The sequence below is a fragment of the Streptomyces sp. NBC_01003 genome, from assembly GCF_045162695.1.
In the GTDB taxonomy this organism is placed as follows: Bacteria; Actinomycetota; Actinomycetes; order Streptomycetales; family Streptomycetaceae; genus Streptomyces.
This window is the reverse complement of sequence record NZ_CP108707.1, coordinates 5,124,703-5,142,266: the sequence shown is the minus strand read 5'-3', so window position 1 is coordinate 5,142,266 and position 17,564 is coordinate 5,124,703. Positions and strand designations below refer to the sequence as shown.

At 69.1% G+C, this 17,564-nt stretch carries 17 protein-coding genes and 1 tRNA gene; 10 read left to right on the top strand and 8 right to left on the bottom strand.

Annotated features, from left to right (window positions below; translation table 11 throughout):
* Window positions 1–51: 51 nt before the first annotated feature.
* Window positions 52–1,524, bottom strand: a complete 1,473-nt coding sequence (locus tag OG698_RS23570; protein WP_406105227.1) for an MFS transporter — start codon at window positions 1,522–1,524, stop codon at window positions 52–54.
* Between the two features lie 163 nt (window positions 1,525–1,687).
* On the opposite strand from OG698_RS23570, the gene OG698_RS23565 reads away from it, so the two are divergent.
* Window positions 1,688–2,629, top strand: a complete 942-nt coding sequence (locus OG698_RS23565; RefSeq protein WP_406105225.1) for a LysR family transcriptional regulator — start codon at window positions 1,688–1,690, stop codon at window positions 2,627–2,629.
* Window positions 2,630–2,710: 81 nt separating this feature from the next.
* Here OG698_RS23565 and OG698_RS23560 read toward each other — a convergent pair whose 3' ends face one another.
* Both OG698_RS23560 and OG698_RS23555 read right to left on the bottom strand, forming a co-directional pair.
* Window positions 2,711–3,643, bottom strand: a complete 933-nt coding sequence (locus OG698_RS23560; RefSeq protein ID WP_399968964.1) for a hypothetical protein — start codon at window positions 3,641–3,643, stop codon at window positions 2,711–2,713.
* 400 nt (window positions 3,644–4,043) lie between these two features.
* The gene (locus OG698_RS23555; RefSeq protein WP_406105223.1) at window positions 4,044–4,382 is read right to left on the bottom strand and encodes a hypothetical protein; all 339 of its coding nucleotides are present in this window, start codon (window positions 4,380–4,382) and stop codon (window positions 4,044–4,046) included.
* 229 nt (window positions 4,383–4,611) lie between these two features.
* Here OG698_RS23555 and OG698_RS23550 point away from each other — a divergent pair, with 229 nt between their 5' ends.
* The gene (locus OG698_RS23550; RefSeq protein ID WP_406111238.1) at window positions 4,612–6,441 is read left to right on the top strand and encodes a glycoside hydrolase family 15 protein; all 1,830 of its coding nucleotides are present in this window, start codon (window positions 4,612–4,614) and stop codon (window positions 6,439–6,441) included.
* A 111-nt stretch (window positions 6,442–6,552) separates the two neighbouring features.
* Complete coding sequence (locus OG698_RS23545) at window positions 6,553–6,960, top strand: hypothetical protein (protein WP_406105221.1); 408 nt, start codon at window positions 6,553–6,555, stop codon at window positions 6,958–6,960.
* A gap of 147 nt (window positions 6,961–7,107) precedes the next feature.
* Here the strand turns inward: OG698_RS23545 and OG698_RS23540 are convergent, their stop codons facing one another.
* Window positions 7,108–7,308: a hypothetical protein gene (locus OG698_RS23540; protein WP_406105220.1), complete on the bottom strand. Its 201-nt coding sequence runs from the start codon at window positions 7,306–7,308 to the stop codon at window positions 7,108–7,110.
* A gap of 282 nt (window positions 7,309–7,590) precedes the next feature.
* On the opposite strand from OG698_RS23540, the gene OG698_RS23535 reads away from it, so the two are divergent.
* From OG698_RS23535 to OG698_RS23525, 3 genes are all read left to right on the top strand, one after another.
* Window positions 7,591–7,827, top strand: coding sequence for a transposase (locus tag OG698_RS23535; RefSeq protein ID WP_406105219.1), 237 nt, complete (start codon window positions 7,591–7,593; stop codon window positions 7,825–7,827).
* 90 nt (window positions 7,828–7,917) lie between these two features.
* Window positions 7,918–8,361, top strand: coding sequence for a VOC family protein (locus OG698_RS23530; protein ID WP_406105218.1), 444 nt, complete (start codon window positions 7,918–7,920; stop codon window positions 8,359–8,361).
* Between the two features lie 357 nt (window positions 8,362–8,718).
* Entirely contained in the window at window positions 8,719–9,156 is a 438-nt protein-coding gene (locus tag OG698_RS23525) for a cupin domain-containing protein (protein WP_406105216.1), read from the top strand.
* 273 nt (window positions 9,157–9,429) lie between these two features.
* Here OG698_RS23525 and OG698_RS23520 read toward each other — a convergent pair.
* Window positions 9,430–9,503: transfer RNA gene (locus OG698_RS23520), tRNA-Gly, on the bottom strand.
* Between the two features lie 525 nt (window positions 9,504–10,028).
* Between OG698_RS23520 and dcd the strand changes: the two genes are divergently transcribed.
* The 3 genes from dcd to OG698_RS23505 all read left to right on the top strand — a co-directional run bounded on the left by dcd (window position 10,029) and on the right by OG698_RS23505 (window position 11,860).
* The gene (gene dcd / locus OG698_RS23515; RefSeq protein ID WP_100596440.1) at window positions 10,029–10,604 is read left to right on the top strand and encodes a dCTP deaminase; all 576 of its coding nucleotides are present in this window, start codon (window positions 10,029–10,031) and stop codon (window positions 10,602–10,604) included.
* 8 nt (window positions 10,605–10,612) lie between these two features.
* Complete coding sequence (locus OG698_RS23510; protein WP_406105214.1) at window positions 10,613–11,122, top strand: phosphoribosyltransferase; 510 nt, start codon at window positions 10,613–10,615, stop codon at window positions 11,120–11,122.
* A gap of 285 nt (window positions 11,123–11,407) precedes the next feature.
* Window positions 11,408–11,860 (top strand): hypothetical protein, encoded by a 453-nt coding sequence (locus OG698_RS23505; RefSeq protein WP_406105212.1) that lies wholly within the window; start codon window positions 11,408–11,410, stop codon window positions 11,858–11,860.
* A 39-nt stretch (window positions 11,861–11,899) separates the two neighbouring features.
* Here the strand turns inward: OG698_RS23505 and OG698_RS23500 are convergent, their stop codons facing one another.
* The 3 genes from OG698_RS23500 to OG698_RS23490 all read right to left on the bottom strand — a co-directional run bounded on the left by OG698_RS23500 (window position 11,900) and on the right by OG698_RS23490 (window position 16,193).
* Complete coding sequence (locus tag OG698_RS23500) at window positions 11,900–13,516, bottom strand: MFS transporter (RefSeq protein WP_406105210.1); 1,617 nt, start codon at window positions 13,514–13,516, stop codon at window positions 11,900–11,902.
* Between the two features lie 140 nt (window positions 13,517–13,656).
* A complete protein-coding gene (locus OG698_RS23495) occupies window positions 13,657–14,661 on the bottom strand; it encodes a Yip1 family protein (protein ID WP_406105209.1) in 1,005 nt (334 codons plus the stop codon).
* A gap of 50 nt (window positions 14,662–14,711) precedes the next feature.
* On the bottom strand, window positions 14,712–16,193 hold the full coding sequence (locus tag OG698_RS23490; protein ID WP_406105207.1) for an FG-GAP-like repeat-containing protein: 1,482 nt from the start codon (window positions 16,191–16,193) through the stop codon (window positions 14,712–14,714).
* A 617-nt stretch (window positions 16,194–16,810) separates the two neighbouring features.
* Here OG698_RS23490 and OG698_RS23485 point away from each other — a divergent pair.
* Complete coding sequence (locus OG698_RS23485; RefSeq protein WP_406105206.1) at window positions 16,811–17,557, top strand: DUF5753 domain-containing protein; 747 nt, start codon at window positions 16,811–16,813, stop codon at window positions 17,555–17,557.
* Window positions 17,558–17,564 lie beyond the last annotated feature (7 nt).

Sequence of the window (17,564 nt, the reverse complement as noted above, 5' to 3'; positions counted from 1 at the left end):
GCAAACGGCGCACACGCTCCCCGCGACCACATTCCCGCCCCTGCGAAACGGCTAGGCGCGCCTGCGCAGCACAGCCGCCGCGAGGCTCCCGCCCACCAGGGCGATGACACCCGCGGTGACCATTCCGGCGTGCAACCCCCCGAGCGTGGCGCCCGCATCAGAACCGGCCCCGCCCGAGAGGGCATTCGTGCGGGCAGCGGCAATCGCGCTGAGCCCGGCCACGCCGATCGCGGCGACGTACTGCGGGAGTTGCGACAGGCCGCCGACAACGCCCTGGTCCTCCTCGCTGACGCCCGTGGTCATGACGGTGATGAAGGAGACGACGCTGAAGACGTGGCCGAGGCCCATGACCGAGGACGTGATGACGAGCGGCGCGATGCCGCCGCTCTGCGGCAGGGTGAACATGGCGACAGTGCCGGCGCCCTGGATCAGCAGACCGGCCGCCAGGACCCGCTCGCCGCCGAACCTGCCGAGCAGCTTCGAGACGTACATGCCGCCGAGCATCGCGGCCGCGCCCTCACCCAGGTAGCTCAGACCGGCCTGGAGCGGGGTGAAGCCGAGGACGTCCTGCATGTAGAGGCTGAGCAGCACGGTCGTGCCGGCGCACATGCCGAACGTGACGACACCGAACAGGCCGGACCACTTGATGGTGGGGCGGCCCAGGACGCCGAGCGGGATCAGCGGCTCGGGGTGGCGCCGCTCGACCACGAGGAACGCGCCGAGCAGGACGAGGCCGCCGACGACGGAGCCGAGCGAGTCGGCCCGGACCCAGCCCTTGTCGCCGCCGTTGGAGATGCCGAAGACGAGACCGAACAGGCCGAGCGTGGCGAGGACCGCGCCGGGGATGTCCATGCGCTTGGCGGCGGCGGACTCCCGCATCACGGGCAGCGCGAGCGCGCCGGCCAGGGCGACGGCGCCCATGACGCACAGCACGACCATCGTCCAACGCCAGCTGAAGCCGCTGGTGATGACGCCGCCGCCGAGCGCGCCGAGCACGAAGCCGAGCGACATGACGGCGCCGTTGAGGCCCAGGGCGCGGGCGCGCTGCGGGCCCTCGGGGAAGTAGCCCGTCATCAGGGCGATGGCGGCGGGGGCGATCATCGCGGCGGCCGTGCCCTGGCCGGCGCGGGTGGCGATCAGGACACCGGGGCTGTCGGCGAGGGCCGCGCCCAGCGAGAACAGGGTGAACAGGGCGACGCCGAAGGTGAACAGCTTCTTGCGGCCCACCAGGTCGGCGACGCGGGCGAACAGCGGCAGCAGGCTCGCGGAGGGCAGCAGGCTCGCGGTGGCGACCCACTGGAGCGTGCCGGGCGAGGAGAAGCCGAGGCTGCCGCCGATGTCGGGCAGCGCCACGGTGACGATGGAGAAGTCCAGGCCGCACATGAACGTCGCGCAGCACAGCGTGATCAGGACCAGCAGCCCCCGCGTGCTGAACGAGCCGTCGGCGGGGCCGACATCGGCGACCGGCGGTGGCGGGGCGAGGACGTCGGTCTCGGCCGGCGGAGAGGACTCGGTGACAGCCATCAGGGGGTCCTTTCGTAAGCGATCGGGCCTGACCAGCATCGAATCGGAGCCCCTGCGCAACAAGAACGATCTGTGCAACGATCGATTCGCCGGGCTCATAGTTCGAGGTGAGCGGGTTGGTGAGCAGGTTGGTGAGGGGCACGGGGACGGGGACGGGGAGGACATGGAACGCCAGGAGATCGAGATCTTTCTGACGCTGGCGGAGGAACTGCACTTCGGCCGGACCGCCGAACGTGTGGGTGTCTCACAGAGCCGTGTCAGCCAGACCATCGCCCGGATCGAGCGCCGCATCGGCGCGAAGCTGTTCGAGCGCAGCAGCCGGCGCGTGACGATGACGGCCATCGGGGAGCAGCTGAGGGACGGCATCGGCCCGGCCCAGCGCCGTATCGAGGAGGAGATCGCCAAGGCCACAGCGGCCGGCCGGGGGATCACCGGCACGCTGCGGATCGGCTTCTCGGGGGCGTTCACCGGCCATCTGCTGCACAGCGTCGCCGCGGTCTTCGCGCGCCGTCATCCGGGCGTGGACGTGCAGATACGCCAGGTGCAGATATCCGACCCGTACGGGCCGCTGCGCGCCGGGGACATCGACCTCCAGGTCACCGAACTCCCGCTCTCGGAGGCCGACTTGACGGCAGGGCCGGTGCTGCTGTCACAGCCGCGGGTGCTGCTCATGCCGTCCACGCATCCGTTCGCGCGGCGCGAGTCGCTGAGCGTGGAGGATCTGGCGGAGTCGACGCTGCTGACGGTGACGAGGCCGGTGCCGGCCCACTGGCTGGACCATCACTTCCCGCGGCAGACACCGTCGGGGCGGCCCATTCCGCACGGCCAGGCGATCACGCACTGGGAGGACGCGCTGTCGCTGGTCCTCGCGGGCAAGGGGGTGACGCCGGTCGCTGCGGCGGGCGTGCGGTACTACGCACGCCCCGGCCTGGTGTTCCGGCCGTTCAGTGATGCCCCCCGCATCGAGTACGCGTTCATCTGGCCCACCGACCACGAGACGGGCCGGCTGCGGGCGTTCGTGGGTGTCGCGCTGGAGCATGTGCGCTCGCTGGGCGGGCCCACCAGGGCGCTGGAGACCCTCTGGGAGTCCGAGGGCGGCGCCTGAGGAGTCGTTTACGTCGGTACGCGCGAAGGCCCGGCCCGGGGGTCAGAACCCCGGGCCGGGCCTCGGTCGTTGCGGCGCTGCTCAGCTGATGCAGAGAAGGCCGAGCACGCAGATGGGCTCGGGTGACGCCGTGGAGGGGGCGGGCGCGGGCGTCGTCGCCTGGTCCCCGCCGGACGACCCCGAACCCGTACCCGAGCCGGAACCCGTACTCGTACCGCTGCCGGACTGGTCGGCCGGTGCGGGCGAGGAGGTCTGCGGGGCAGGGGCGGCGGGGGCGGCGGTGTGTGCGGCGGCGGCCGGCGCGGAGGTGGTGTGCGGCGCGGCGCTCCGGGCCGGGGCGGCGTGGCGCGGGGCTCCGGTCGGCGCGGCGGTCGCGGCCGGCGTAGGCGCGTTGGCGGGGCGGGCGTGGCGCGGGCCGGTGGCCTTGTGCGCGCGGTCGCTGCCGCTCCGCGAGGCGCGGTCGTCCGGCGTGTCCGTCGAGGAGTCCGTGTTGGCCAGGGCCGGCGAGGTGGTCACCGGGTCCGGGGCCGCGGAGGCGTGGGTGCGGTCGGGGGAGGCGTCGTTCGGCAGCGCGGCGATGGTGAGCCCGCCACCGACGATGGCGACGGCGGTCGCGGCGACGGCGCGGCGCTTGTTCTTCTTCCACTGAGCCAGCTTCCGCCGCCGTGCGGCGCGGCCACCCTGCGAAGCGGCCACGGGCGCGGAGACATCGACGGCAGCGGCGGCGGCCTCACCCCCCGTGTCGTCCAGGTCGAAGGCCTTGGCGGCGGAGAAGGCGTCGAAGTCGTCGAACGAGTCGGCGGCACCGGCAGGGCCGCCCCTGTGGCCGAGGTCATCGGCGGGCGATCCCCCGAAGAACGACGAGGAGGCCGAGGAAGCCGAATGCGACGAGACCGACGAATGCGACGAGAACGACGTCGTCGCGGGCGGGGCTATGTCGGGGGCGTACGCGCCGCAACCCGGGCACACCAGCGCTCCGTTGAGGGTCCGACGGCACGAGGAGCAGTAGTCCATCTTCGATCTTTCTGTGGCTGACTGCGCCGCCGGGACGCCGGGCATTTGGTCACGTTCGCACGCGAGATCGAGCGGCCAGCAACGCTATCGACGCTTTCCGAAGGCGATGCGGGCACGATGTGATGCTCTTGCGAAGATGTGTGACGCCTGTGATTCCTGTGACGGAAGAGACCCGGACCGCACCGGCATCCCGGGGGCAGTACTCCGGCGATCAGCACCTGCCACCGCCGGCGCCGGGCGAGCCGGGCGAGCAGGATCAGTCCGGCCGCGTAGAAGGCGATGCCTGCTGTCGTCAGCGCCTCACCTGGATGCTGTCCGCCGGAGCCCAGCGCGTAGCCGGACATGGCCACGGTCGCGGCAGCGGAGGCTGCCAGGCAGCGGAGCGGCGTCGGGCGCGGGATCAGGCAATCCGCCGCCCCATCCTCGCCGACCGCCGGTTGTGTTCCTTCGTGTCCCACCATTCCTCCAGATGGGCACGGACGAGGTGCACGAGCTGCCGCAGCCGGTCGGGCGGGGGCGCGGGCGAAGTGAGCACATCCGCCCAGGACTTGTCCTCCCAGGGCAGGGCGACCACCCAGCGCTCATCCGGGTGCCCTGGGCAGCCCACAGTCAGCCAGTACGTCAACGTCGCGCTGCGGTCCGCATGGTGTTCGACCGACATCTCGACGACGTCGAACCGGCACCCGTCAGCGGTGACGTACGAGCGACTCAGCAACTGCGCGGCCGGAGACCGTTCCACCACAGCGCCCCCCTTCTTCCTTCCTGACCCTGTGCCCGATCCAGTTTGTATCCAGCTGTATTCAGCTGTATTCAGCAGCGGGAAAGGGAGGCGCGTGCGGGCCCCCGTCGCATGAGCCCATGGCACCCGAACAGCTCAACCGGCGTGGCCGGTCCCGCGCCCGGCGCGGAAGGTCGAAGCAGGTCGGCTGAGCATCCGCCGGTCAGTGACCGGACCGGAAGGGATCACCATGCGGCGCTACCCGCCCATCGCGGACCACGGAATGGTCGGAGACCTCCAGACCACGGCCCTCATCTCCTCCGACGGCGTGGTCGACTGGTTCTGCGCGCCCCGATTCGACTCGCCCAGCCTCTTCGCATGTCTCCTCGACCACGACCGCGGCGGTCACTTCGCGATCACCGTGGAGGGTCCGGACGTGACCACGCGCCAGCTGTACCTGGCCGACACCGCCGTCCTCATCACCCGTTTCCTCACCCCGCACGGAGTCGGCGAAGTCGTCGACTTCATGCCGCTGGATCACCCCGAGACCGCCACCGACCGACACCGGCTGGTCAGGGTGATGCGGGTGACCCGCGGCCGGATCCGCTTCGCGCTGACCTGCAGCCCTCGCTTCGACTACGCCCGTGCGGTCCACCGGCTGACCCTGGACCAGGGCACCGCGCACTTCGCAGGCCCCGGCACCGACGCCCACCTCCAGACCCTGGGACCGGTGGAGCTGGAGCGGGACGGTGAGGCCGTCCGGGCCGTCGTCGAGCTGGAGCCGGAGCAAATGGCGGCCGCCGTGCTGACGGTGTGCGCGACGGGCGGCGAGGCACCCCCGCCCCCGGCCCGCGAGAGCGTGAAAGAGGAGTTCGACGCGACCTGCGCGTTCTGGTACCGGTGGATCAGCCGCAGCCGATACCGGGGCCGCTGGCAGGAGACGGTCCACAGGTCGGCGATCACGCTCAAGCTGCTCACCTACGCCCCGACCGGCGCTCCGGTCGCCGCCGCGACGGCGGGCCTGCCCGAGCAGCTCGGCGGTGAACGGAACTGGGACTACCGCTACACCTGGATCCGCGACGCCTCCCTCTCCCTGCACGCCCTCTTCGGGCTGGGCTTCACCGAGGAGGCGCACGCCTTCCGGCGCTGGCTCGCCGGCCGGCTGCTCGAGGGTTCGGACCGCACGGTCACCGGTGAGCCGCTCCAGATCATGTACCGCGTCGACGGCGACCCGCACCTGGCCGAGGAGACCCTGGACCACCTGGAGGGCTATCGCGGCTCGGCGCCCGTCCGCATCGGCAACGGCGCCGCCTGCCAACTCCAGCTGGATATCTACGGCGAAGCGGTCTATGCCCTCACCCACACCGATGACCTCGCCCACGTCATGGGGTACGACGGCTGGCTCGGAGTCTCCGACGTACTCGACTGGCTGGCGCGGAACTGGGACCGCCCGGACGAGGGCATCTGGGAGACGCGCGGCGGCCGAAAGGACTTCACCTACAGCCGCCTGATGTGCTGGACGGCCTTCGACCGGGGCATTCGGGTCGCCCAGGCGCTGCCCCGGCCCGCCGACCTGACCGCGTGGACCGCCACCCGCGACACCATCCTCCGGCAGATCATGGACCGCGGCTGGAGCGAGAAGCGGGGGGCGTTCGTCCAGCACTACGGCAGCGGCGTCCTCGACGCCTCGCTCCTGCTGATGCCGGGGGTCGGCTTCGTCACACCACGGGATCCGCGCTGGCTCTCCACGCTCGACGCCATGGACACGGAGCTGGTCTCCGACAGCCTGGTCTACCGCTACGACCCCGCCGCTTCCCCCGACGGCCTGCGCGGCAGCGAAGGCACCTTCTCGCTGTGCAGCTTCCTCTACGTCGACGCCCTCGCCCGCGCCGGCCGCCTCGGCCAGGCCAGGTACGCCTTCGACAAGATGCTCACCTACGCCAACCACGTCGGCCTCTTCGCCGAGGAGATCGGCCCCACCGGAGAGCAACTGGGCAACTTCCCCCAGGCGTTCACCCACCTCGCCCTGATCACGGCTGCCCTGGCCCTGGACGAAGAACTCGACCGGGTCGGGCGATGACGCGCAGCTGGGTCGGGCACGGAGGGTGCAGGGCAGGTGCAGTTGCGACGCCCATAGGGGCGGCTAGAGTGAAATGGACTTTATGTGAGTAACTAGTCCAAGGGGATAGTTATGCTCGCAATGAACAGAAAACGGGCCATTCTGAGCTCGGCCTTCATCGCCGCATCCATCGGTCTTGCGCCCGTCGGCTGGACGCAGGCTTCCGCGGCCACACCGAGCGAGACCCACGTCGGTACAAGTGCAAGCGTCAAGGTTCCCAAGTCGGACCAGGACTACCGGCGCGGCTTCAAGGACGGCTTCAGGTCCGGTCTCCGCCAGGGGCAGCACAACTGCAGGCACGGGAACGGGCACAACAGCAACAAGCAGGACAACAGGCAGGACAACGGGAACGGAAACGGGCATGGGGGCGGCAAACAAGCCGCCGTCCATCACAACAACGCCCAGCAGGACTACCGGCGCGGCTTCAAGGACGGCTTCAAATCCGGGGTCCACCAGGGGCAGAGATCTTGCCACCGCTGAATCTCCCGTAGTGCCTCAGACCCGAGGCTCCGGCTGGTAGGTCAGGCTCACATCTACCGTCACCCTAGGCCCGCTCAGAGCTCGTAACAGGATCATGAGCGGGCCCAGCGCTTGAGATCCCGGAGCGGTTCGTCGCGACCGACGAAGCTACGACGGCGAACTCGACGCTCGACCGGACCTGCGACGCCGCTCACGGATGAGGTCCGTCAGCAGCCCTGTGCCGATCATCAGCACGCCGAGGACAGAGCTGGTGAACCAGCTCTTCGGCGAGCCCAGTGCTCTGCTCACCAGCCAGATCGCCACCGTGACCAGCACCCAGGCGAGCACCCAGTCCATGCCGGCAGCCATGAGTCTGCGCAGCCGTGATGAATCCGGGCCGCTGCCACCCGGTTTGCCGGAGCTGGATGTTCCAGGTCCTGTCAACCGCCTGGCCCGAGCTCGTTCCTCCATGACGACCGTCCCTTTCCGACCGGGCACCGGGCCAGTTGTGCGAGCCCGGACGCGAGTCGCACCGCACCAACCTGGTCACGGAGCGTGGACTTCGGGGAGCGTCTTCGAACTCGCAACAGGAACATGGACGTTGGGGCCGGTCGGGCGTGACCGGTGTGGTGATCCGGACGTTCGTGACGTGTGACGACTCGGCCGTGGATCCAGGACGACGGCTTGTGGGCGCTGATCGAACCGCTGCTTCCCCCCTGGCCAGAGAGGTCGCCAGGGCCGAGGCCAGTGGACGACCGCCTGTGTCTGCAGGGCATCCTGTACGTCCTGCACCAGGCACATCCCGTGGCAACTCCTGCCACTGGAGCTGGAGTTCGATTCCGGGCAGGCCTGCCGGCGGTGCCTGGAGCGATGGCGGCAGGCCGATGAGTTCGGCCGGCTGGGCCGGTCTACCAGGACGTACGCCATCGAGCCACCGACTGGAGACCCACCATGACCAATCCCGCACACCCCGGCCGCATGCTGTTCGTGAACATTCCCGTAGCGGACCTCGAGCGCAGCAAGGCGTTCTTCGCCAAGCTCGGGTTCAGCTTCAATCCGATGTTCACCGACGAGAGCGCCGCCTGCATGCTCGTCGGCGAGCACGCCTTCGTCATGCTGCTCAGCCGCGAGAAGTTCGCGGAGTTCGCGAAACTGCCGATGGCCGATCCCACCACGCACACGCTGGCGCTGTACTCCTTCAGCGTGTCATCCCGCGATGAGGTCGATACGGTCAGCGCCGCCGCGCTCGCGGCGGGCGGCTCCGAGGCGGATGGCGCCGAGGACTACGGCTTCATGTACTCACGCAGCTTCTTCGACCTCGATGGCCACGGCTGGCAGGTCATGTGGATGGACCCGGCGGCGGCGGAGCAGGGCCCCGAGGCGTTCGCGGCCTCCACGCAGGTTGCCGATGCGCCGGCCTGACCCACCACCACCGCGTTCCGCACGTGCGCCGTCGTCGTGCGGTACGAGGAGCAGCGAGCCGCTTCGGCAAAATCATCGGGCAGGCAGTCGCGGTCGTAGGCCTTGTCCACGACCAGGACGTACCACTCGCCTACCAAGTCTGCTGGTGCCTCGTCCTCTGCATAGGGCTGCTCGGCGCCGATGACATGGTGCGATGCGGTCTCGGTGCCGCTGGCTCTCCCGGATTGTGGCGGCCGCCGACCGGAGGCAGGGTGGTCAGGAGACCGTCTGGGCGAGGCAGAGGGCACACGGCCTGTCACGGATGCGGGGGCTGACGCAAGATCATCTTTTTCGGGCAGGCTTACGGAGGTGTGGTACATGCCAGAGAAGAATCCAGAGCACCGGACCGCCCACGAGGGCTCCTTGCCGCCCGAAGTCAAGGTGCTGCAGGAAGTCACTCCACCCTTCTTCCCGGAAGGAGGTTCGGGAATGACCATCCTCGTCGACTGGCCTCCCGGTCACCCCGGGCTCCCGCCGCATCGCCACTCGGGCCCGTCGTTCGGCTACGTGATGGAGGGTGCGCTCCGGTTCGAGCTCGAGGGTGAGCCGGAGCGTGTGGTCGAGGCCGGTGGGACGTTCTGGGAGCCGGGCGGTGACGTGATCCACTACCAGGACGGCAACGCCCTGTCGGACGCACCGACCAAGTTCGTGGTGACCATGGTGTGCGCGCCGGGTCAGCCGATGCTCAGGTTGGTCGATGCGGAGGAGCTGAAGGAACGGGCGCACCTGCGCGCCCCGCGTCCCTCCCAAGGCTGACCCGCGAGATCGACAAGGCACGGAGCCCGGAACGCCGCCCTTGCCCGACAAGATCCCACCCGTCGTCGACATCGTCGGCCGACCACGACGCAGACCGGACATGCTCTTCGCCGACCGCGACTACGACCACGACAAGTACCGATGGTGCGGGCTCAACGTGCGAAGCACCACAAGGATCCGCCCGACAGGCGTCATGGTGCGGATGTGGTGCGCGACAGCTGAACAGGTCCGGACAACGAACAAGGCCCAGGTCGCTGACCTGGGCCTCAAATATGGAGCGGGTGACGAGAATCGAACTCGCACTCTCAGCTTGGGAAGCTGATGTTCTACCACTAAACTACACCCGCGTAAGACGCCGGTTGAGCCGGAGTCGTAACGTCGCACACTGTACCCCACCTCGGGCCCCCGGCGCTTTCGCCGTGGGGCCCGGATGCGTTGCGCGTGCTGGAAGTGACTGCGGGTGAAGGGAGTTGGGGCGTACGGTGGGGCCGGCTTCGAGGGTCCTTCCGTGTGCGGAGTGCCGCCTGGAGTGGCGTCCCTTTCATCCCGTAATGTGGCCCATCGTTGTCAGCCAGAAATGGCGTAGTGGCTCGTGGGGAAGGGACTCTGGGACTCGATGGAGCGCACATTCGTCCGTTGTGCCGAGGGGCACGTGTTCAGCACCGCTTCGTTCCCGATGCAGCAGGCCGACCGGCTCGGACCCGGCCGGCTGATCCGATGTCCGCGGTGTGCGCGGCTGAGGAACGCAGTTCCTGTGGAGTTCGAGAAGCGGTAGCCGGCGCATAGCCGGAAGCCAGGCGCGCGGGTGCGCCACAGTCGCGGTGCAATGGCCGGATTGTGGCGGGCCCGCGCGCTCTGCGTATCCTCGCTACGTGCTTCTCTCAGACAAGGACATCCGGGCCGAGATCGACGCCGGGCGGGTCCGCATCGATCCGTACGACGAATCCATGGTGCAGCCCTCGAGCATCGACGTGCGGCTCGACCGCTACTTCCGGGTGTTCGAGAACCACCGCTACCCGCACATCGACCCCGCGGTGGAGCAGGCCGACCTGACGCGGCTCGTGGAGCCGGAGGGCGACGAGCCCTTCATCCTCCACCCCGGCGAGTTCGTGCTCGCCTCCACGTACGAGGTCATCTCGCTGCCGGACGATCTCGCCTCGCGCCTCGAGGGCAAGAGCTCCCTCGGCCGGCTCGGGCTCGTCACGCACTCCACCGCCGGCTTCATCGACCCCGGGTTCTCCGGGCACGTCACGCTGGAGCTGTCGAACCTCGCGACGCTGCCGATCAAGCTGTGGCCGGGCATGAAGATCGGGCAGCTGTGCATGTTCCGGCTGAGCTCGCCGGCCGAGTTCCCCTACGGCAACGAGCGCTACGGGTCCCGCTACCAGGGCCAGCGCGGCCCCACGGCCTCCCGTTCCTTCCTCAATTTCCATCGAACGCAGGTGTGAGCAGCAGCATGAGTGACGTACGCGAGAACCTTACGTACGAGAAGTTCGGCACCGCCGTGCGCGAGCTGGCGCAGACGATCGCCGACGACGGGTACGAGCCGGACATCGTGCTGTCCATCGCGCGCGGCGGCGTCTTCGTGGCCGGCGGGCTCGCGTACGCCCTCGACTGCAAGAACATCCACCTCGTGAACGTCGAGTTCTACACGGGCGTGGGGACGACGCTCGAGATGCCGGTCATGCTGGCGCCCGTGCCCAACGCGATCGACTTCTCGGACAAGAAGGTGCTCATCACCGATGACGTCGCCGACACCGGGAAGACCCTGAAGCTGGTCCACGACTTCTGCCTCGACGCCGTGGCCGAGGTGCGCTCCGCCGTGATCTACGAGAAGTCGCACTCGCTCGTGAAGTGCGAGTACGTGTGGAAGCGCACGGACGACTGGATCAACTTCCCGTGGAGTGTCCTGCCTCCAGTACATAAGTCCGGCGAGGCGCCGAAGGAGAACAGGGAAGCGCTCTGACCTGCGCTTTGAGCCATCTCGGCGCGTGGATGAACGAGGGCCCCTCGAGAGAACATCGAGGGGCCCTCGGCTGTCCCGAGACACTTATGCCTTGGGAAGTACGTCAGAGCTGGAGCACTCCTGGTCGTTTCCCCCGGGCCGGATGATCGCTTGCAAGATGTCGGACTTGCGGGCGGCCCGAAGCCGTCGCGCGGGCGAGCGCGGCCACCGGCCGTGAGCCCGCCTGTCACCGCAACGGCTCATCATTGGTTGCGGCGTTCCACGCAGCCGGGTGTGGTCGGGTACATGCAGTCAGAGCCTCTTGCTTCGGACGGTGGTACCTCAGAACCGCCCGACCGGCCGCCGCTCGAGCGGTCGCACTGGGTGGCCTTCGCCGGGATCATGCTGATGCTGAGCGGTCTGTTCGACATCATCAATGGCTTCGTCGCCTTGCTGGACGACGGCTACTACTCCACGACCGTCGACCACGGTAACCGGCTTCTCATCTTCAACTACGACGTCTGGGGCTGGTTGTGGATCTTTGTGGGCATCGCACAGATCCTGGCGGGTCTGGGCGTGTTCATGGGGTCGAGATTCGCGCGGATCACCGGCATCGTGCTGGCCGGTGCCTGCATGGTCGGCCAGCTGATTTTCCTGTCCACGTTCCCTCTCTGGTCCCTGGCGACGATGGCCCTCTCCGTGCTCGTCATCTACGGGCTGCTCTCCGTGCCTCGCCACCTTCCGGGCGAGCGGGTCTGAATGCGGGTGCAGATCCCCACTCGCGTCGCCGGACACCCCCTAGGGCGTTGCCGAGCGGGGCTGGGTCGTCGGGATCCGTGAGGTGAAGAACATGGCGAGCAGCGAGGCGAGGGCGAGGACGGCGAGTGCGGCGCGGAGGCCGTCGAGCCGTGCTTCGTTGTTCGCGTCGAGTGCCGCCTGTGAGACCTCCGTGCTCGTGCCGGCTTCGTCGAGCGCGGTCTTGAGCTGAGCGTCCGAGAGGAAGGGCACGCCGCTCTGGAGCTCGACGGAGGTCTGGCTCTTGACGTCGGCCGGGACCGCCGGATTCTGCTCGATGCCGGTGACGAACGAGGCCGTGAGCGCGGCGATGAGGATCGACCCGGCGAGTGCTGTACCGAGCGAGGCGCCCAGGTTGGTGACGGCGTTCTGGACCCCGCCGACCTCCGCGCTCTGTGTTTCCGGCACCGCGGACACGGTGACCGACCCGAGCTGGGACGCCAGTGCGCCCATGCCGAGCCCGATCAGCAGGAGGGGGATGGTGACGATCTCCGCACCGGCTCCCGCGTCGAGTGCGGCCATCAGGGCCACCGCGCCCGCGAGCAGCGCGAGGATCCCGAGCCGCACCACCCGGCGCGGTGAGACATCCGGGAGGAAGCGCGGGATCAGGATCGCGGCCGCCAGCAGCGTCAGCGAGAGCGGCAGGATGCGGGCACCGGTCTTGAGTGCGGACAGGCCGAGGGCGACCGACAGATACAGCGGGACGACGAAGAACACGCCCATCTGCACGAGATACTGGAAGAAGAACATCGTCAGGCCGCCGGTGAGCTGCTTGTTCTGCAGCAGGGCCGGGTCGATGAGCGGCTCCTTGCGCTGCTTCACCAGGCGGGCCTCCCAGCGGAGGAAGAGCCAGATCAGCAGCAGACCGGCGAGCGCCAGCCACACGACCAGCGAGATCCCGAGCCAGGAAGGCGCGCCGGGTTTGGGCTGGAACCAGCCCCATTCGTCCGAGCGGAGCACTCCGTAGACGAAGATCCCGAGTCCGAGGGCGGAGAGCACGCAGCCGAGGAGATCGATGCGGGTGCGTTCGCCGACCGGCGCGTCGGCGATGCGGCGGGCGAGCACGAGGATCCCGAGCACCACCACGACCTCACCGGCGAACACCCAGCGCCAGGAGAAGTACGTCGTCGCGACGCCTCCGACGAGCGGCCCCACCGCGATCGCCACCGCACCGGCGGCCGCGACGAGACCATAGGCGGCGGGACGGCGTTCCGTGACGAAGTTGCCCGCCACGAGCGCCACGATCGCGGGCATGATGAGAGCGGCTCCGACCCCCTCGAGGAGCGCCCAACCGAGCAGCAGCACGGGGAGGTTGGGTGCGAGCGCCGTGGTCAGGGAGCCGCAGCCGTAGATGACGCAGCCGATCATGAACGCGCGTTTGCGGCCGATCAGCGCACCGACCTTGCCGCCCGGGATCATGAACATCGCCATCACGAGGGTGTACGCCGTGATGGCGCCCTGGATCCCCGTCACGGTCGTGCCCACGTCCTCGGCCACGGTGGCGATCGAGACGTTCATGACCGAGCTGTCGAGAGCCATCAGGAACTGACCTGCCGCGAGTGTCAGCAGGACGAGTCGCGCCGTCGTCGAACTCTCAGCCGTGCCTGCCGCAGGTGCCATGGGCGCATCGTGGCAGCTGTCCCGGAGGCCGGTGCTCCGACCCGCCACCGGCGTCACCCGTTGGCGGCGACGAGGTGGTGGCGAACGCGAGTGGGGCCCGGCACTGTGTGTGCCGGGCCCCACTCAGGTGTGCCAGGTCGCTAGAACGTGCCCAGCTTGATGATCGACAGGAGCGCGATCAGCTGGATCGCGGAGGCGGCCAGCGCCTTCGGCCACGGGAGGTCGTGCGACCTGCCGACCATGAGCGTCAGGAGGAAGCCCGCGAGCGCCCACGTCGCCCAGCCGATGATCTGCACGAACGGGGCGTCGCCGCCGAGGAACATCGCGAAGAGCAGGCGCGGGGCGTCCGTGATCGCGGTGATCAGCATGGCGAGGCCGACCGTGGGCTGCCACGCTCCGTCACCGCCGAGCTGGCGGGCCAGCGTGTGCGTGACCACGCCGAGCACGAAGAAGCTGAGGGTGATCGCCACGCCGGTCGTGAGGACGTACGGGACCGCCGCCGAGAGCGTGGCATTGATCACGTCCTCGCGGGCCGAGTCGAAGCCGAAGATCGCGAGCAGCCCGTAGAGGAACGTCACGATGAGGGCGGGGCCCCACATCGCGTAGTCCCGCATCTGGAGGTACGTCTGGCCGGGGCGCAGGACGACCCCGGACAGCAGCTGCTTCCAGTGCAGCCGCGGCCCGACGGGCGCGGCCGGGGCCGAGCCCGCCCGGTACGTGTCGCCCTGGCTGTACGGGTCCTCGCCCACGGAGAACGCCTGGGTGTGCCCCGGGTTGTTCGCCGCGTACGGGTCGTAGCCCTGGCCCTGCCGACCGTGCCCCTGCGGGCCGTTCGGGTCACCGAAGTACTCCGGCTCGCCGTGGCCTCCGGACTGGGGCCACTGCTGCTGCTGACCGTACGGCTGCTGCGGTTGCCGGCCGCCGTACTGGTGCTGCTGCGGTTGCCCGTTCGGGGGCGCGGGAGGGCGGCCGTACGGGGCCTGCCCCTGGGGGGCACCCTGTCCGTACGGTCGCGATTGCGAGGCGCGGTTGTCCCGGCCGCGTCCGATCCTGAATCCAGCCACGTCATCGAACGTACCTGGTCCCGGGGAGTGAGGTGCCGGGCCCGGTGGATCGGGCCCGGCTTTGCTGCCGAGCTGTGACATCCCCTAGGGGAGTTTTCAGGGTGTTCCCGGGGGCCGGGGTGGGTGGGGCGTCAGTCCGTGAAGTTGGCGCCCAGGCCCGGGGTGCCCGACGCGGAGATGCCGAGCGTGGACGTGTAGATGCCGGAGGACGCCGCGAGGGTGCCGTCCGCCTTGACCTTCACCGGGTAGACGGCGCCGTTGCCGCCGTTCTCGCCCAAGGCGCCGACGTACACCTCGTCGCGGCCGTCGCCGTTCAGGTCGTCGAGGTGGACGTCCCAGCCGAACTGGTCGTTCTTCTCATTGGAGTTGGGGACGAACGCGTTGTTCTGTTCCAGGAACAGGGCGCCCTTGGTGGTGATCCCGGAGCCGTCCGAGGCTCCGTACAGGACCGTTGCCGCTCCGGTGTCCGCGCCGCCCGTCAGGTCCTCGCCGGGGGAGCCGATGACCAGGTCGAGGTGGCCGTCCCCGTTGACGTCGCCGAGGTCGACGTCATTGCCGAAGTAGTCCTCCTTCTCGCTGTTGCCCGGGACACCCGATGTGTTCTGAGTGAAGGCCTGGTAGGAGTCGATGCCCGGCCCGCTCGGGGAGCCCTTCATGACGTATACGGCGCCGCTGTCCGACACCCCGCCACTGTTGGACCAGAAGTTGCCGATGACGATGTCGTCGTAGCCGTCGCTGTTCGTGTCGCCGAGGTCCGTGATGATGCCCTCGGGCAGTAGCTGGGACCGGGTCGTGCTCAGGCCTGAGGTCGTGCCCGGGATCCAGAGGTTGGCGTTGCGGTCGGTCTCGGTGGAGTAGCCGTTGACGATCAGGTCGTCGATGCCGTCGCCGTTGGCGTCGCCCGAGTGGAGGTTCCAGACGCCCGCGCCGTCACCGCTGTAGACGGGGGCGTTGAACTTGGAAATATCCGTGAGTCCGCCTCCACGGCTGACGGCACCACTGAATACGTCGATGGTGGCGGAATTGACGGAGCCGATGGCCAGATCCTGGCGGCCGTCCCCGTCGAAGTCACCGGCTTCGAGGATGCCGCCATAACCGTCGTGGGAGTCGGGCCGGGGGTCCTCGACCGTCGTGCCGCCGGTGAGACCCGAGGGGGACCCCCACAGAATGGCCGCGGTGCCGCCATTGGTGTCCGTGCCCACGTCCTCACCGGGTGCGCCGACCAACAGGTCGTCGTATCCGTCCAGGTCGAAGTCCCCGTAAGCCGAATCGGCGCCGAATTTGTCGCCGCTCTCGGCGCTGCCGGGCACACCCGCCGTGTTCTGGCTGATCGTCGCGTATGTCTTGGACACCGTCCCGCCGTAGACGACGGCGATCTGCCCGGCGTTCGCGTGGCCGCTCACGGAGGCATGCGAGGCGGAAACGGCCGTGTCTGCGATGCCGTCGCCGTTGAAGTCCGCGTCGGCGTCGGGCCGCTCCACCCCGGTGACCGCCGACGCGCTGCCCGCGGAGACGGCGAGAAGCCCTCCGGTCAGCGCGGTGGCAACCGCCGTCGCCGTGGCGAGGCGTATGCGGGCGGGGGAAGGGGCGGCGGTGCGCTTGTGCTTGGCCATTTCGTGTGGCTCCTGCGTCAACCGGGGGATGTGGGGGCATCCGCAGTCGGTAAGGGTGCGTTTCGCGTTCCGCGTTCTGCGGGCGTTTGCCGGGAGTTGTCCCGGGCGTGGCCCTGCGGTCGGCTAACAGGAGACGGTTGGCGGGGGTGGAGGGTTGTACGGGGTGGGTGCGATTTTGCGGGGTCAGGCGAGTGTGCCGAGTTCGCACCAGACGTATTTGCCGGCGGCGCTGGCGCCACCCGCGTTGACCTGGAACCAGCCCCAGTCGTCGGCGTACGTGTCGACGAGGTGCAGCCCGTAGCTGTCGGGGCCGGGATCGGCGGGGCCTTGAGTGTGCCGGATGGTTGCCCAGCAGCTCCGAGGCGAGGAGCTGCGCGTCGTCGAGGAGGGCGGGGAGGTGGTGGGTGGGGAGGATGCGGGTGAGAGTGTGCCGGGCGATTGCCACCGCTCGGGGATCGTGGGGGACGTAGAGGGTGTATTCCCAGGTGGAGTTGTTGCTGGCATTCCGCATGTTGGCTCCCGGTGGGGGTGCGGTGGCATTGCCGCGTGGCCAGGGCGGTGCCTTCCGCAGTTTCTAAGAGTGTGCGGGTCTGACCGGTCGGGAGGCGGCTCGGTCTATGGGGTTCGCCGAGACCCGGATCTCTGCCGTCGAGTCGGCGCGGGCCGGGGTGAGCGCGGAGCGCGCCCGCTACTTGGCGGGTCAGTACGCTTGCGACGACGCCGCGTTTGTGGATGCGCTCGCGGCCATGGCGGGGGAGAGTGGGCGGGGTTGGTGGGAGGAGTATCGCGGCCTTGTGCCCTTGGGGTACCTGGAGCTGGCCGAACTCGAGTACCACGCAGTGCACTTGAGGACGTTCCAGAGTGTCAGCATCCCGGGCCTCCTGCAGACGGAGGCGCAGGTGCGGGCGCTGTTCGCCGCGGCAGTACCGAAGTTGCCGGAGGAGGAACTCGACTTGAGGGTGCGGTTCCGGCTGTGGCGCCAGGAGTTCCTGACGGGGGAGCACGGGACTCGGTACGACGTGGTGATTCATGAAGCGGCACTGCGCATCCGGGCGGCCGACAGCAAGCTTGCCAGGGAACAGCTGCTGCATCTCCTGGACGGGTCGGAGCTGCCCCAAGTGACCGTACGGGTCGTACCGTTCGACGCCGACGGCTTCGCCGGTCTGTGTTACCCGATGCTGTACGCGCGCGGCCCGGTGCCCCAGCTCGACACGGTCCTGATGGACACCCCGCACGGCGGTGCTCTCGTGGACGCGGAGGCGCAGCTCAGCCGCTACCGAGGGCTCCTCAACAAAGTGGAGGGGGCCGCGCTGGGGGTCGTAGAGTCGAGGGAACTCATCCACCGCCTTGCGCACGACATGTGAGAGGTCC